The following is a 16,249-nucleotide window of genomic DNA, read 5'->3' as shown; positions in this document are numbered from 1 at the left end:
TTACTTGCTTAAAGAATTGCACCGTCTATTGGTTTCACCATCTTGGCGCTTAACCGTGCTTCGTCCTGACTTACTAACGACTATCGCTCTGTGTAATGAGTCATATTGTTTGTGACACAAGTACAAGGTTCCATTTTGCTGGGCAGTATAACCTGTGGGTGCAATAGTTAGCCCTGGTTTATTCTGAAAAGCTGACCAAGTAACCGCTGAGTATCTAGAGTTTAGAGCCATATTGTATATGACTTCTTTGCTCGAAGTATTGATCACTTTTAGTTGATACCAATTACGTGAACACTTTTCAGACTGGTCATCACCACAAATAATGATTGGTGACTTTTTGGAGATGGCATGGCTTCGGGCAGTATTAATAATATTTATAATTTGTCCTGTGTCTGCCTCGACTTTATTGCGCTCTAAAAACTCAGACATTGAGGGGGCGGCAAATAAGCCGATAATACTGATGATTGCCAAGGTGAGCATAAGCTCTGTAATAGTAAATCCTTTTACTAAGTTCATTGCTGATAAAATCCATAAAATATGATGGATTTAAAATATCGAACTAAACGTGTTTTGTCATTGAGACATAAACACTAAAGCTTGTGGGATATGACTGAGTTTATGACAGGAATTATTGAATACCCAGTTTCTTCATTTTGTACCGTATCGTTCTGAAACTGATTTTTAAAAGTTTTGCAGCTTCGGTTCTATTCCAACGGGTTTTTTCTAATGCTTTCTCGATTTCTACCTTTTCAATCTCTTCTAGGTATTGGTCGAGTGGTTTTTCACCACGATCAGATACTAAGTTCTCATCAGGTTTTTTATTCGGGGCAGGAGACTTTATGAGGACAAGGTCGTTTGCTTCAATGAAGTTACCGGACGCCAGCGTAGTTGCTTTGAACAGGATGTTTTCGAGTTCTCTATAATTGTAGGGGAAGTCGTGGCTCTCAAGTTTTTCGATTGCTAACTGAGAAAGTTCTTTGTCGCAGTTAAAGTCTTGTAAGTAAGCATCTGCAATCGCAGGTAAAGCGTTCTTCCTTTCGCGTAAAGGAGGAATTGATAGGTTTATCACGTTAATTCTGAAGTATAAATCTTCGCGCAAGTGCCCATGATTAAATAGGGCATCCAAGGGGGTATCGGTGCATACAATTAAGCGTATATCTAATGGCACTGAGTCATAGCTGCTGCTTTCAACAAAAGCTTTATCTTCGATGCATTGGAGAAAGCGTTTTTGTAGAGGGTTAGATAATCGATGTATGTTATTGATGACTAAAGTGCCTTGGTCGGCTTGCAATAGGGTGCTCTGATGTTCTGCATCACCAAAGAGTATTATTTCGTGACTTTCTTCTGGTTGGGCTTCTAGATCCAGGGTTACAAACCTTTGTTCTGAGCGAGAGCTCTGCTGATGGATTATATGGGCTAAGGCTTCTTTTTCCGTGCCGTTCTCGCCTTCGATGACGACTGGGGCCTGCGAGTTCTTGACCTTAGCGATTTGACTTAGTAAGTCAGCAGCATATTGATCATTTCCTGTTAGAACCTTATAAATAGTCTCTTTTTGTGCCTTCTCTTCACGTTGACTAAACTTAAAGGCATGTTTGAGCAATTGTCTTAAATGACTAAGGTCTATTGGTTTCGAAAGAAAGTCAAACGCTCCGAGCTTCATAGCTTCAATGGCTTTTTCGGTGCTACTGTATGCAGTAATGACGGCTATGGGCATGTGAGGATAGTTAAGGCGACAGTAATTCACCATTTCGAGTCCATCACCGTCAGGTAACTTGAGATCCGTTAAACAGAAATCATAGGTGCCTCTAGTGAGTGCATCTTTAGCTTCTGTCAGGTCTTTACAGCTAATCACATCCAGGTTCATCTGAATCAGCGTCATTGTTAGCAAATGACGAATATCAGCTTCATCGTCAATAATGATAACCTTTGGCTTTCTTTCAGACATTGGTACCCCTTATCTAGCTGTAACTATCAAAGCTGATTCGGAAGCAAGCGCCTCCAAAAGCAACAGGAATACAATCTAACCTTGCTTGGTTTGCTTCGCAAAGTTCTTTAGAAATATACAGCCCCAGCCCGGTTCCATCGTGTGCTGTGGTATAGAAGGGCTCAAATATTTTTTCCTTTTGTTCTAAAGTAATACCAGTACCTTCATCAATAACATCTAAGAATAAATCTTCGCTAACTGGGTCTTGGCCTGCCACAATATGTAGGCGGTACTCTTTAGTGTTAATAAAACTAAACTTTAAGCCATTATCAAACAAGTTGGAAAGCACTTGCTTAAGCTGGCTTTGATCAAAGACAACCATTAATGACTCATCAATGTCCTCAACGGAAATTGCCGCGTCAAACTTAAGCCCTTGCTTGTATTCCTTTATAAACTGGTTAATAAAGCGTTGTAATATTATTGCCTCGCGATTTGGTGGCTTGCTTTTAGAAACCTTCTGCACGTTCTCTATGATTTCATTAATGCGTCTAGATTGGCGCTGGATGATGGTGATAAGTTCTTTATCGTCATCAGCAAAGGACTCTTTTTCAGATAATAGGGCAGTCGCTTGGCTAACCGCGCTTAGTGGGTTTTTAACCTCGTGCGCGATATTGGCAGTTAATTGCCCAAGCGAGGATAGCTTTAATTGGTGAGCTTTCTTCATCACTTCGGAATAGTTATCTAGGGTAATGAGAACCTTCTCACCATCAACTAAATCAATAAACTTTGGTAGCAGTTGTGGCCCGGTTTGTGTCGCACGAAAGGGTAGGCCTTCTTCTTGGAGCTCTGTTTTTTGTTTATGGGAAGCTTCTTTTTTAACCGTACCTAACTGATAAGCTAACTCGTCGGCGACTTGTTTTAAGGGTTTTCCAACAGGGTTTTCTGGTAAGCCTAAGCCATACCAAGCTGTTTGATTGATATGCTGAATCGTGGTTTCTTTATCGACAACTATGACCCCACGGTTCATCTTTTCAATGATTTGTCTGTTTAGGAGATGTAATTGTTCTAGTGTTAAGCGTTGCTCAAGAGTTTCGACTTCATAATGTGTCATACGTCTTGCCAAGATATTGCCTAAGACGATAACTGCCAATATCCCCGCTATCTGTAAACTTAAATCCGAAAAGTCGCTGAGTGCAAGCCCGTCATGACGAAAGTGCCTTATAAGGACGACTGCGCCACAGGCCAGCAAACCATAAAGTAAGCCACCTCTGTGTCGAGTTAAAAAGATACCAACGATAGAGACTAAAGCCATCATTACGATATAAACAGCGGTGTTCTGATGACCGGCATAAGCAAGTAAGGCTAGAAATACAATGTCTACCAAGGGGTGTACGATGGCTTGGATTCTAAACTGATGTTCGACGAAAGCCATGAAAAGCAGCAGACAGGACAAAATAAGGTAGCTGATAGCTGAAGAGGTATAGGTATCCACTTCGTACAAATTTGCTTTAGCATTGAAAATATATGGTGTTAGCAACAGTAGTAGCGCTAACACAAGACGAACAACGGCGTAATACCGTAAAAACTCCCAACCAAAATCAATTTTTTTATTGTTATCTAACACATAAATTCCTTTGTAACCCTACAGTCAGTTACAGATTAAGTCTATCAAGGTTTCTTTTCAAGTTTTCTACTTTAACACTTTGAAAAATGGCATAATTATTAGACAATGTACAGATAATTTCGATTTGAGACATAAAATGCGTATAGCACTTGCGCAAAACAACTATATTGTTGGCGATATTCACCATAACTTAGAGTTGATCAAAAAGTCGGTTAAACAAGCAGAAGCGGCCGATGCTGATATAGTCGTTTTTTCAGAGTTAGCTTTGTCAGGCTATCCCCCCGAGGACTTATTATTACGTCAAGACTTGTATGCCTTGATTGAGAAAGCATTGAATGAATTAATGTCGATGCAGTCGAGCGTGGCAATGGTGGTAGGGCACCCACGGAAGGAAGGGGGTGATACTTTCAACTCGGCCAGTCTAATTTATCAAGGCGACTGTCTACTTACCTACGATAAGCAACTGCTACCTAATTACTCGGTTTTTGATGAAAAGCGTTATTTTACAGCTGCCAGCGACTGTCCTGTGGTTAACTTTAAGGGTGTCAATATTAGCATCCTCATCTGTGAAGACTTGTGGTTTAAAGAGCCGGCCAAAGTAGCCAAGCTAGCGGGCGCTGATATTATTCTTAGCCCTAATGCATCGCCTTATTACTACGGCAAAGCAGAAGTGCGTGGTCAGGCTATGTCTTGTCGTGCGGATGAAAACGATATTCCCGTGATCTATGTTAACCAAGTCGGAGCGCAAGACGAGCTAGTTTTTGATGGTTGCTCAAGTGCCTATGACGCAAATGGTGAAACGGTGTTTACTGCGGCTGAAATGTCTGAAGATTTCGCTTGTGTCGACTTTGATGTTGAAAATAACCGTCTAGTTTCTTTGCAAGAGAACTCAGTGCAGTTTGATGACGAAGAAGAGATTTGGCAGGCGTTGATGTTAGGCGTTAGGGACTATGTTAAGAAAAACGGTTTCCCGGGAGCGTTATTAGGATTATCAGGTGGTATTGATTCCGCCGTGACGCTAGCTGTGGCTGCGGATGCTTTAGGTACAGAAAATGTAAATGCGGTGATGATGCCGTTTAAATATACCTCTAGCATGAGTATTGAAGATGCAAAGGCTGAAGCGGAAGCGCTAGGAGTCGAGTTTGATATTATTTCAATCGAACCTATCTACGACGCCTTTATGCAACAAATGTCTGAGCAGTTAGCTGGTACAAAGCTAGATACCACCGAGCAAAATATCCAAGCCCGCTGTAGAGGCACAGTACTCATGGGATTGTCGAATAAATATGGACGCATTGTACTAACCACGGGCAATAAGTCAGAAATCGCTGTGGGTTACTGTACTTTGTATGGTGATATGGCGGGTGGCTTCAATGTGCTCAAAGATGTGTCTAAGACGATGGTTTATCGTTTGGCGAAATATCGAAACACAATCTCGCCAGTTATACCAGAACGCGTCATTACACGACCACCGTCGGCCGAGCTTGCACCCGATCAGAAAGACGAAGATAATTTACCGCCTTACGACATATTAGACGGTATTCTTGAAGCTTATGTTGAGCATGACCGCAGCATTTCTGATATCGTAGCGCTAGGCTATGATGATGATACTGTACGTCGAGTGGTTCGCTTAGTTGATATTAACGAGCATAAGCGCAGGCAGGCAGCGCCTGGTGTTAGAATCAGCAAAAGAGCTTTTGGCCGCGACCGTCGATACCCAATAACCTCAGGTTTTGGGCGACAGTTTAAATAGGAGTTTCGGGGAAACAACAATGAAAAAAATTGAAGCGATTATCAAACCATTCAAACTGGATGATATTAGAGAATCGTTAACAGACTTAGGTATTACGGGTATGACGGTGACAGAAGTTAAAGGCTTTGGTCGTCAGAAAGGTCATACAGAGCTTTATCGTGGTGCTGAATATATGGTCGACTTCTTGCCGAAAGCTAAGGTTGAGGTTGTGGTCGATGATGACTTAGTCGAGAAGTGTGTAGAAACCATTATCGAAGTTGCTCGTACTGGTAAAATAGGTGACGGTAAGATTTTTGTGACTAATGTTGAACGCGCTATTCGTATCCGTACTGGCGAGGAAAGCAGCGAAGCTATATAAAGTTTCTTTGTAATTAGGTGAATTTGAAGATATAAAAAAGCGGCTATTCAGCCGCTTTTTTAATTTTATGAGTTAAGCCAGTTACTTAGCTTAATGCTATTTACAGATCGGCAAAGTTATAATCAGGATAGTTCAAAAGTAAGACTTTTCTGTATTGTTGAGCTAGCTCAGGTAGCTCTAACAAGTTATAGGCTTTAATCAGCATATCCAAAGCATGTGGTACTGCAGGAGTTTGCGGGAAGTTTTCAACGATATATTTAGCGCGGTTGGCCGCTGCAATATAAGTGTCGCGCTCCATGTAGTATTGCGCGATGTGCAGTTGATTTTCCGCAAGCAGGTTACGAATTTGTATCATACGCTTACGAGCATCTGGCGAATACTTGCTCTCAGGGTAAACTTCCACTAAGGCTTTAAAATTATCGAAAGCAGCTTCTAAGTTAGTAGTGTCACGGGTAGCAAGATCTGCTTGGAAGGTATCCTTAAAGAAGCCAACTTCTGACTCATAGTGCATGACGCCTTTCATATAATACACATAATCTGCATTTTCATGCTGAGGGTGTTGGCGTAAAAAGCGATCTGCCAATGCTTGGCCAGCTTCATAATCGGCTTTTTTGAAATAGGCGTAGAGCAAGTCCATTTTCGCCTGTTCAGAAATACTACCAAAAGGGTAGCGCGTGTCTATTTCTTCAAGCATCTGGATAGCTCGGGTATAGTTCCCTGCGCGTAGAGCCCCTTTAGCATTGTCGAATAACTGCTGTGCAGTCATCACTTCGAGCTTGGTTTCTTCTAAGTCATTCTTTTTCGGAGTGCTTGAGCAACCAGCAACTGCTAATAATAGGGTGGCAAGCGATACTAAAACTATTTTTTTCATATTAATTCTTTCTGTTTATATTAAGCCTGATACAATGTGAGTCATTCTAACTGACAGCATGTCATACGCCAATCTTTTTACGCGATTTTACAATGACTACCCAATCTATCGAACTAAGACACACATTTGACGAAAAAGTTTACGGAAAACGCTTAGACTTAGCACTTTCTGAAACTTTTGAGGAATACTCACGTTCAAGAATTCAGGACTGGGTCAAACAAGGCTTTGTAAAAGTTAATGACGAAGTCATAACTTCGAACAAACATAAAATGGCGGGTTTTGAGCTGGTCGAGGTCAATGCCGAGGTCGAAGTCGCTGGCGACTGGGAAGCCGAAGCCATTGAGCTTAATATCGTCTATGAAGATGATGACTTGTTGGTGGTTAATAAGCCTACAGGCCTTGTGGTGCACCCAGGTGCGGGTAATCAGCAAGGCACAATGGTCAATGCTTTATTGCATCATGTACCTGAATTACAGAACTTGCCTCGAGCTGGCATTATTCATCGCCTAGATAAAGAAACGACAGGCTTATTGGTTGTCGCTAAAACAATCGGCGCACATACCAGCCTTGTTGATCAGCTACAAAAACGTGAGTTTACCCGTGAATACGATGCACTGGTCAATCGTGTCATGGTTTCAGGCAATTCAATTGATGTGCCGATTGGTCGCCATCCGACTAAGAGAACAGCTATGGCGGTGATTCCAGACGGAAGACGAGCGATAACTCACTTTAGAGTGGCTGAAAAGTTTTTAGATCATACCCACCTTAAGCTCCGTTTGGAGACAGGGCGTACGCACCAAATCCGTGTCCACATGAGCTATTTAAAGTTCCCAATCGTTGGCGACCCGCTTTATAGCGGTCGTTATCGAGTTCCGAATCGCATTACTCCTGAGCTAAAAGAGATTTTAGGCAAGTTTAAGCGACAAGCGCTCCATGCTAGTTTATTGGGACTTAAGCACCCAACAACTGGCGACTATATTGAGTGGACAGCACCGATGCCCGCTGATATGCAGAAATTAAGAGATGCGCTAGTAGCGAATCGTGAGCACTTTTCCAATCTAGAAGAGTAGTCATGCCGATAAAGCTCGTTCAGCCCAACTGGCCTGCCCCTAAAAGAGTTAAAGCTTTTTGTACAACAAGGGCAGGAGGGGGTAGCGTAGCTCCTTGGGATAGCTTGAATCTGGCTTTGCATGTTGGCGATAATAGTGCGCAAGTACTACAGAATCGACAACTTCTTGCAACAGAAACTCACTTACCAAACCCTCATTGGCTTGATCAGATACATAGCACTAAAGTAATTACTCATGGTTCCGATGACACGCTCGCTGATGGCTGTTTTGCTGAGCAAGAAAATCAGGCATGTATTATTATGACTGCCGATTGCCTGCCGATTTTATTAACTGACGAGCAGGGAACTTGGGTTGCAGCTGTGCATGCGGGCTGGCGCGGATTGGCGGACGGTATTCTTTCAAAAGCGGTTGCAAAGTACTCTGGTAAGCACTCTTTATTGGCTTGGATTGGGCCAGCCATAAGCCAAGAGTTTTTTGAGGTTGGTGATGATGTTCGCGAAGAATTTATTAATAAAAATAAAACCTTAGAAAAGTTTTTTAAAGCAAACTCCAATAAGCGCTGGCAATGTGATTTAGCCGCTATTGCTGAATATTTATTGCAACAGCTTGAGCCATCAGGAACAAGTATTGATGTTTATCAGAGCGGTTTGTGCAGTTACGACAAGGAGCGTGACTTTTTTTCACACCGTCGCCAATTTCATCAGCAAGGCGCAAATGCGACCACTGGGCGCATGGCAAGCGCCATTTGGATTGAACAATAATAAAGGATAGAAGAGATAAGCATGCCTGAGTGGATTCAAACTAATTTTAATCTAATTATCTGGCTATTAATTGCCGTCGCTGTACTTATTTTTGCAGTCTATCTGAGAGCCAAAGCACGTAAATATAATCACGTGGACTGGGGTTCTAAGAGACTCAACTTTGTTGATGGCCTGTGCCGAGCCTATTGCGTAAAATTTCACAGATTAAAACTTGAGAAGTTCGATTTACCCAAGACTGGTGGCGCTATTCTTATCTCAAACCACGTCTCTGGCGTTGACCCTTTACTGTTGATCGCTGCTTGCGACAGACCTATTCGATTCATGATCGCTAAAGAAGAATACGAACGCTTTGGCTTAAACTGGCTGTTTAAGGGTGCTGGATGTATTCCTGTGGATCGTACTGGACGCGCAGATATTGCTTTTCGACAAGCTAAAAGAGCCTTGAAAAGTGGGGAGATTCTAGCACTATTCCCTCATGGGAAAATCCACCTCGATGACGTTAAGCCCTACCGTGTAAAGCCAGGGATTAAGCGTTTAGCCGAGCTATCCAAAATGCCGATTGTGGTCGCAAGAATTACTGGCGTAAGAGGACAGGGCAGTGTTTTTAAGCCTTTATTTTTGCGCTCTAAAACCGAAGTAACGCGATTTCCAAACATTACGCATGACTATTTCGACAACCCAGATGCACTGCAAGAGCTTGGCGAATTGTTGCTTGGGCATCGCGCAAAACTGTCAATCACCTCCGAATCTGACTGATTTTTATACTTGAAATACGGAAATAAACCCACATTTTGTAAGACAACTAGTAATAATTATTTTTTTTGACGTCAGTTGGCAAAAGCCTTTATTAAAACTGATTTCATTAAGAGGTCTTACACATGAGAATGGATAAATTTACCAGTAAGTTTCAATCGGCTTTAGCTGACGCGCAATCGTTGGCTGTGGGCCGTGATCATCAATATATAGAGCCTTTGCACTTGATGATGGCTATGCTCCAGCAGCAAGGCAATAGCGTATCTGCGATCCTTAACCAAATAGGCGTCGCACCAACTACCGTTTTACAGTCTGTGGAAGCAGAGCTAAACAAACTACCACAGGTGTCTGGTAATGCTGGCGAAGTCCACCTGTCACCGGATTTGGGCAAAGTACTGAATATTTGCGATAAAATCGCACAGCAACGCCAAGATCAATACATTGCCTCTGAGCTATTCTTGTTAGCAGTACTTGAAAACAAGTCGGCCCTAGCCAAGGTTTTAAATCAACTCGGCGTTACCAAGCAGATGGTTGAAGACGCTATTAGCAAGATTCGCGGTGGCGAGGGCGTGAACGATCCCAACGCGGAAGAGAATCGTCAGGCTTTAGAAAAATACACTATCGATTTAACAGAGCGTGCGGAAAGTGGCAAGTTAGATCCGGTTATTGGCCGGGATGATGAAATTCGTCGTTGTATACAAGTCTTGCAGCGTCGTAGCAAAAACAACCCAGTCTTAATTGGTGCGCCTGGCGTGGGTAAAACCGCCATTGCCGAAGGGTTAGCACAACGAATCATTAATTCAGAAGTTCCTGAGGGTTTGAAAGGCAAGCGTGTTTTGTCATTAGATCTAGGGGCTTTGGTCGCTGGTGCTAAGTTTCGTGGTGAGTTCGAGGAGCGCCTAAAAGCTCTGCTTAGTGATTTGTCGAAACAAGAAGGCAAGATCATTTTGTTTATCGATGAGCTACACACCATGGTTGGCGCTGGTAAAACCGATGGTGCTATGGACGCTAGCAACATGCTAAAGCCTGCTTTAGCCAGAGGTGAGTTACACTGTGTTGGCGCTACTACCTTGGATGAGTACCGCCAGTATATTGAGAAAGATGCAGCTTTAGAGCGTCGTTTCCAAAAAGTGCTGGTGGATGAACCATCTACAGAAGACACTATCGCTATTTTACGTGGCTTAAAAGAGCGCTACGAAGTTCACCATGGTGTAGAGATAACGGATCCAGCTATCGTCGCGGCTACTACATTATCGCAACGCTATATTACCGATCGCCAGTTGCCAGATAAGGCGATCGACTTAATCGACGAAGCGGCTAGCCGTATTCGTATGGAAATCGACTCGAAGCCAGAAGCTATGGATCGATTAGAGCGACGCCTGGTCCAGCTAAAAATTCAACGTGAAGCTCTGAAAAAAGAAACTGACGATAGTTCTGTAAAACGCCTTAATGATTTACAAGAGCAAATTGATTTGCTTGAAAAGGAGTTTGCTGAGCTTGATGAAATCTGGAGTTCAGAGAAAGCGTCGGTGCATGGTGCGCAAAACATTAAAGCAGAGCTAGACAAGGCTCGTGTAGAACTTGAGTCTGCACAGCGCTCAGGCGATCTGACGAAAATGTCAGAGCTACAGTACGGTAAGATTCCTGAGCTGGAAGCTAAATTAGCCAAAGTTTCCGAGCAAGATACGCAAGAAATGCAACTGTTACGCAATAAAGTTACTGATGTGGAAATTGCGGAAGTTGTATCTAAGTGGACAGGTATTCCAGTAGCCAAAATGCTAGAAGGGGAACGCGAAAAACTGCTCAAGATGGAGCAGGCGCTGCACAAACGCGTAGTTGGTCAGAATGAAGCCGTTGCCGCTGTGTCCAATGCTATACGTCGCTCTAGAGCAGGTCTAGCAGATCCTAATCGCCCCAATGGCTCTTTCCTATTCTTGGGGCCAACAGGTGTGGGTAAAACAGAGCTCTGCAAAACTCTAGCGACGTTCTTGTTCGATACTGAAGACGCAATGGTTCGAATTGATATGTCAGAGTTTATGGAGAAACACTCGGTTGCACGCTTGATAGGTGCACCTCCCGGCTATGTTGGTTATGAGCAGGGTGGTTATTTAACTGAAGCAGTACGTCGCAAGCCTTACTCTGTGATTTTGTTCGATGAGGTCGAGAAAGCTCATCCGGATGTCTTCAATATCCTATTGCAAGTGCTTGAGGATGGACGCTTGACTGACAGCCAAGGTCGTACCGTCGACTTTAAAAATACAGTGATTGTTATGACCTCGAACATGGGTTCTGACTTGATTCAGCAGCACAGTGCGGTTACAGCAAGTTCAGATTCGACTACTGTAAGTGAAGCGACCGAGGCTAAAAATTATGAAGAGATGAAAGATATGCTTATGGATGTCATTGGCAATCATTTCAGACCTGAATTTATTAACAGAATTGATGAGATTATGGTATTCCATCCGCTGGCTAAAGAGCAAATTAAAGCCATTGCATCGATCCAGCTCGATCGCTTATTGCAGCGACTAAAAGACAATGGTTTTGATGTTAGCGTCACAGAAGCTTTGTTGGACAAGCTAGCCGAAGCTGGTTTCGATCCAGTGTTTGGAGCAAGGCCTCTAAAGCGTGCGATACAAAGCCGTATCGAGGATCCTTTATCCAAGGCAATTCTTTCTGGTGATTTACAGCCTGGAAAGCCGATATCATTAGACATCGAAGGTGAACAGTTGAAGTTTACGTCATAACTCAACTTGCCACCCTTAAACCCACTAGCGATCCGTTAGTGGGTTTCTTTTTTCTGGTATCGCCAAAATTCCTCCCTATAATAAAAAACACTCTAATATAAATTACCACCGATGAAGCTTAGATATTGTGTTTGGTTCTTGATAATTATTACTCTGCTTGTAGCAGGAGGGATTATCTATTTGCAGGGCGGAAAAGAGCTCGTAGCAAAAACTTGGCTTCAAGCGGAAATGCCTCTTATCTATAAAAGCTTAATGCAGCTTGCTCATTCGACTCCAAATTTATACCGCTCAGGATGGGTAGAGCATCATTTAACCGATATTATGTGGTCAAGTAGTTTTGCCATGGTGATCTGTGGTATTTGGGTTAAACAGTTCACACTTTTGAAATTATTGCCACTTGGGATTACCTGTGCTATTTTTTATGAAGTATTACAGCTAGTTGGGCTAGCTGGTGGAACCTTCGATGAATGGGACCTAATCTATTCTTTTTGTGCAGGGGGAGTGGCGACGTTGTTTACTCATTGGTTGCTACGAGGAAAGCCAATTAGAGAATAATCAATATAAATAACACTAAGGAACGGCCATGAAAATTTGTGCTCTTGGGGTGTTGTCAGGTATTTTCCTGCTTCAAGCATGTGGTGGGCCAGTTTACCACCAGCCTAAAGTGTCTTATCAAGGCATACACCCTTTAGTTGTTCAAAAAACATCTCCACAAAACACCTCTCAAAACTCTTTACAAAAAGCAAGCCAAACCCTTATCACAATTAACGGAACGGATTATTCACTACCGAAGCCTTGCTCTATGGCGCGTAGTTTCGGAAGTGATACTGGTTCTCGTCAGTTCGGTGAAGATGCTGACTCACGCCAGTTTGGCGATGATGCAGATTCGCGTCAGTTTGGTGATTTAGCCGACTCGCGTCAATTTGGTGATGACGCCGATTCACGCCAGTTTGGCGATGACGCCGATTCTCGCCAGTTTGGCGACGATGCGGATTCACGCCAATTTGGTGATGACGCAGACTCACGCCAATTCGGCGGTGATGCCGATTCGCGGCAATTTGGCGATTTAGCCGATTCGCGCCAGTTTGGTGATGATGCGGATTCACGCCAATTTGGAGATGACGCTGATTCTAGGCAATTTGGCGGTGATGCCGATTCTCGGCAGTTTGGTCATTTATCGAATCAGTTTAAATGTATAAAAGTAGCATCAATGAATGCTGTCATAGTGACAGGCCTCGTGGGGCATGAGGTGGTCAATGTTGTTACCGGAGATGAGTTTTTAAACTATAAGCGTGAAAACAATAATATTATTTTGAAGTATTAAACCTTGAGGATTAAGACATGAAAGTGTGGTTAAAACTAGCGGTAAGTGGGGTAGCAGTCGCAGGAATGTTGCTATTAGCAATGGGCTCAGAGCAACCAGCAAGATTAACAAATATTACAAGTAAGGCTCCAATTCCAATTCAACATGGTGTATTAGAAGAAGGGCTGACTATTGTAGCCGAGGATAAGTCTTTTGAACTGAAAGGCGGCGAGCGCTTCGTATCACCATTTCAGTCGAACCTTTGGACTTATGGCTGCGACATTAACTCTATTAATGGGAAAAATGTCTTAAATAGCTCGACCCAAGCGCAGCTTTGTGGTGGTAAAAAGGTACATGTCTTTTATGGTAACAATCCTGAGCCTTTATACGGCGTTTTGGTTCTGAATAGCTCAATTGCTACAGCTAAAGGGCCTGCATCGCGTTCTTATATGATCAAAGTTCCAAGTGATAAAATTGCACATGCGCGAGAAGGTAATACTGCGGTAGCTTTTGAAATCATGAAGTGGGATAGCAAAAGCCGTTGGTCACATACAGGAGCTATCTCTACGACAGAAAAAACAGCTTACTCTTGGATTCTGTGGGTTTCAGCATACCCGTTATAAGTTTCATAAATCCAAAATCAAAAAAGCCCTCGAATTGAGGGCTTTTTGTTTGTGGCTACAATTTCTAGAGCTATTTGCAATATTTGCTCACGTTGCTTTTAGCTGTCGCTAACTTATCGCTTCTTTCTTTATCTGTGAGTAAACGGCGTTCGCCTTCGACCACAGTAAATACTCGATGACTGGATTCTAGGGTTTCTAGATTGTTTTTAGCAATAGTGCAGTTCTTATTAGTGATTTCTTCGTTAGCTTTCTTGGCTTTTTCTATTTCTTTGTTTTGTTGTGCGATGATATCGTCTTGCAGATTACTTTGGCTACTGTTCTGTTGCTTTGATTGCTCAGACTTGGCACTGTCGCTAACGCGTTGGTAGATAACTTCAAACTCGGTACCGCGTGGCGGCTTAGATTGTGTGTACTTGATATTTCCTTGGCCATCCTTCCACTTATAGATAGGCTTGTTGGCTGACGCACTAAAGGATATAGCGAGTGCTATGATTGACGTTAAAAGGATTGTTTTTTTGTTAACCATAATAATTCTCTTTAGTTGTTCCGAGTTATGTTGCAGCTACCGTCTCTTCTTTTACCACTAAATTGTTGGTTTTGGCAAATTCAACCAACTCTTGGAAGAGTTTAGGATGTTTAATTGATAACTGGTCGGAAATAATTACAGATTTAAAGCCATCTCTGATCGCAGGTCTAAGTAGCGGGGAGTAGATAATTCGGCGATTTCTAAAAGTACACAGGTTACCGCACATTCGCTCGGCCCAATCACTAGGTCGAAATTTCTTCCCTGCTTCAGTTACGCCCATAATTATGAGTCGTTTATTTGATATTTCATCATTCATATTAATTTATTGAAATTATTTCCACTGTAGCTAGTTATGATAAGATGTAATGCATTGATTATAACGCGTTTTTAATAGGTAATACCATTTTATGAAAGTTAAGAAGTCATTAGCCAATCGCAGAGGCATCTATCTGCTCCCAAACTTGCTAACAACTGCAGGTTTGTTTGCTGGATTCTACGCAGTTGTTGCTTCGATGCAAGGGCACTTCGAAAACGCAGCGATTGCCATCTTTATCGCCATGATTATGGACGGACTCGATGGGCGTATGGCACGAATGACGAATACCCAAAGTGACTTTGGTGCCGAGTATGATTCTATGGCCGACATGGTGTCATTCGGAATTGCACCCTCTTTAGTTGTGTATAACTGGGCGCTAACAGACATAGGAAAGTTCGGCTGGCTAGCTGCCTTTGTCTATGTGGTTGGTGCCGCATTACGTTTAGCAAGGTTTAATACCCAAGTTGCGACAGCAGATAAGAACTATTTCCAAGGGTTAGCGAGTCCATCTGCTGCCGCTATTTTAGCTGGCCTAGTGTGGGTAGGTTCCAAATATCAATGGGAAGCAAAGCCTTGGGGATTCTATATAGCCTTGTTAACTCTGGTTGCTGGCTTACTAATGGTCAGTAACTTTAGGTACTCGAGCTTTAAGGAAGTCGATTGGAAAGGCAAAATACCATTTATAGGTGTTTTAGTTATAGTACTGGTTTTCATCTTTATAGCGATTGATCCACCGACGGTTCTGTTCGTTGGCTTTACGCTTTATGCACTATCTGGCCCAGTAATGACATTGTGGCGCATCAAAGATATAAAAGAAGAGCGACAACGCAAAAAAGCTCTGAAAAAAGAAGCAATGAGTGAACCAACTATCGATGAAGTTGACAATTAATTTCAGAGGAGGCATAAAATAGCTTAAATATTGGCCTTAAAACCATCAATCATCAAGAAAGCTGCTAGTTCTCTATTACTGTAGAATTAGCAGCTTTTATCTAAACCATAATCAATCCTTATTTAAACTGCAGAATACGCTTAATTTTTGTACCAAATGGCGCTATACTAAGTAGTTCCCCTTGAGGAAAAATACTTTTTCATAAAAGTTTCAAAAAAGGGTTGCGGAGTACAATTTAGTCTCTATAATGCGCTTCACTTTCGAGGCAAACACAGCAAGAGCTGGCCACGAAAGACGCTCAGGAAGAGTAGCTTTTGAAACGATGTAAAAAGTTTCAAAAAGAGTGTTGACAGGAAGTTAGGGCGCTATATAATGCGCGCCGCTCTGAACGAAAAGTTCGAGCAAGCCACTCATGGATTTGAGGGTACGATAAAGTGTTTTAAGGTTTTGAAAAATAAACGTTAAAAAGATTATCGAAAACGGTTGACAGGAAGTTGGGGCGATATATAATGTGCGCCCACTTGAGTGAAGCAGGTTCTTCACCAAGACGTTCTTTAACAGATTGATAAGACAATTTGTGTGGGCACTTGTGTCAATGTTGAAATACAACAACGATGCAGTGACCAACACCCAAAAAATTTATTCGATTGATTTATTTTTTAATAAGTTGGTGATTCATCGAGCAAAAGATTAGAGAGCTTCGGCTTTCGAAAAACTTTAAACTGAAGAGTTTG

The 16,249-nt window shown here is 42.5% G+C and carries 16 protein-coding genes; 10 read left to right on the top strand and 6 right to left on the bottom strand.

The genetic code is table 11. From position 1 onward, the window contains the following. The 3 genes from DL796_RS11405 to DL796_RS11395 form a co-directional block, all read right to left on the bottom strand. Positions 1–516, bottom strand: a complete 516-nt coding sequence (locus tag DL796_RS11405) for a GspH/FimT family pseudopilin (RefSeq protein ID WP_110201888.1) — start codon at positions 514–516, stop codon at positions 1–3. A gap of 112 nt (positions 517–628) precedes the next feature. After that, positions 629–1,945 (bottom strand): sigma-54-dependent transcriptional regulator, encoded by a 1,317-nt coding sequence (locus tag DL796_RS11400; protein WP_110201847.1) that lies wholly within the window; start codon positions 1,943–1,945, stop codon positions 629–631. Between the two features lie 13 nt (positions 1,946–1,958). Further along, positions 1,959–3,548: a sensor histidine kinase gene (locus tag DL796_RS11395; RefSeq protein ID WP_110201846.1), complete on the bottom strand. Its 1,590-nt coding sequence runs from the start codon at positions 3,546–3,548 to the stop codon at positions 1,959–1,961. A gap of 124 nt (positions 3,549–3,672) precedes the next feature. Here DL796_RS11395 and DL796_RS11390 point away from each other — a divergent pair, with 124 nt between their 5' ends. Then, positions 3,673–5,301 carry an NAD+ synthase gene (locus tag DL796_RS11390; RefSeq protein WP_170114268.1) on the top strand — a complete coding sequence of 543 codons (1,629 nt, stop codon included), beginning with the start codon at positions 3,673–3,675 and terminating at the stop codon, positions 5,299–5,301. A 19-nt stretch (positions 5,302–5,320) separates the two neighbouring features. Continuing rightward, entirely contained in the window at positions 5,321–5,659 is a 339-nt protein-coding gene (locus DL796_RS11385) for a P-II family nitrogen regulator (RefSeq protein WP_110201844.1), read from the top strand. Positions 5,660–5,759: 100 nt separating this feature from the next. Here DL796_RS11385 and DL796_RS11380 read toward each other — a convergent pair whose 3' ends face one another. Continuing rightward, positions 5,760–6,530, bottom strand: coding sequence for an outer membrane protein assembly factor BamD (locus DL796_RS11380; RefSeq protein WP_110201843.1), 771 nt, complete (start codon positions 6,528–6,530; stop codon positions 5,760–5,762). Positions 6,531–6,622: 92 nt separating this feature from the next. Here DL796_RS11380 and rluD point away from each other — a divergent pair, with 92 nt between their 5' ends. The 7 genes from rluD (at position 6,623) to DL796_RS11345 (ending at position 13,784) form a co-directional block, all read left to right on the top strand. Then, the gene (rluD, locus tag DL796_RS11375; protein ID WP_110201842.1) at positions 6,623–7,600 is read left to right on the top strand and encodes a 23S rRNA pseudouridine(1911/1915/1917) synthase RluD; all 978 of its coding nucleotides are present in this window, start codon (positions 6,623–6,625) and stop codon (positions 7,598–7,600) included. Between the two features lie 2 nt (positions 7,601–7,602). Beyond that, complete coding sequence (gene pgeF / locus DL796_RS11370; protein WP_110201841.1) at positions 7,603–8,361, top strand: peptidoglycan editing factor PgeF; 759 nt, start codon at positions 7,603–7,605, stop codon at positions 8,359–8,361. 21 nt (positions 8,362–8,382) lie between these two features. Beyond that, positions 8,383–9,117, top strand: coding sequence for a lysophospholipid acyltransferase family protein (locus tag DL796_RS11365; RefSeq protein WP_110201840.1), 735 nt, complete (start codon positions 8,383–8,385; stop codon positions 9,115–9,117). Positions 9,118–9,245: 128 nt separating this feature from the next. Further along, the gene (gene clpB, locus DL796_RS11360; protein WP_110201839.1) at positions 9,246–11,858 is read left to right on the top strand and encodes an ATP-dependent chaperone ClpB; all 2,613 of its coding nucleotides are present in this window, start codon (positions 9,246–9,248) and stop codon (positions 11,856–11,858) included. Between the two features lie 111 nt (positions 11,859–11,969). Beyond that, the gene (locus tag DL796_RS11355) at positions 11,970–12,413 is read left to right on the top strand and encodes a hypothetical protein (RefSeq protein WP_110201838.1); all 444 of its coding nucleotides are present in this window, start codon (positions 11,970–11,972) and stop codon (positions 12,411–12,413) included. A 28-nt stretch (positions 12,414–12,441) separates the two neighbouring features. Beyond that, on the top strand, positions 12,442–13,182 hold the full coding sequence (locus DL796_RS11350) for a hypothetical protein (protein ID WP_110201837.1): 741 nt from the start codon (positions 12,442–12,444) through the stop codon (positions 13,180–13,182). Positions 13,183–13,199: 17 nt separating this feature from the next. Beyond that, complete coding sequence (locus tag DL796_RS11345; protein ID WP_110201836.1) at positions 13,200–13,784, top strand: hypothetical protein; 585 nt, start codon at positions 13,200–13,202, stop codon at positions 13,782–13,784. Between the two features lie 70 nt (positions 13,785–13,854). Here DL796_RS11345 and DL796_RS11340 read toward each other — a convergent pair whose 3' ends face one another. Both DL796_RS11340 and DL796_RS11335 read right to left on the bottom strand, forming a co-directional pair. Beyond that, entirely contained in the window at positions 13,855–14,310 is a 456-nt protein-coding gene (locus DL796_RS11340) for a DUF4124 domain-containing protein (RefSeq protein WP_110201835.1), read from the bottom strand. A gap of 25 nt (positions 14,311–14,335) precedes the next feature. Further along, a complete protein-coding gene (locus DL796_RS11335) occupies positions 14,336–14,626 on the bottom strand; it encodes a DUF3579 domain-containing protein (RefSeq protein WP_110201834.1) in 291 nt (96 codons plus the stop codon). Positions 14,627–14,717: 91 nt separating this feature from the next. On the opposite strand from DL796_RS11335, the gene pssA reads away from it, so the two are divergent. Beyond that, positions 14,718–15,515: a CDP-diacylglycerol--serine O-phosphatidyltransferase gene (pssA, locus tag DL796_RS11330; RefSeq protein WP_110201833.1), complete on the top strand. Its 798-nt coding sequence runs from the start codon at positions 14,718–14,720 to the stop codon at positions 15,513–15,515. Positions 15,516–16,249: the final 734 nt, after the last annotated feature.

Origin of the sequence: Kangiella spongicola (genome assembly GCF_003194565.2) — a bacterium.
Taxonomy (GTDB): Bacteria; Pseudomonadota; Gammaproteobacteria; order Enterobacterales; family Kangiellaceae; genus Kangiella; species Kangiella spongicola.
The sequence above is the reverse complement of the archived record's forward strand: the minus strand, read 5'-3'. Positions and strand labels throughout refer to the sequence as shown.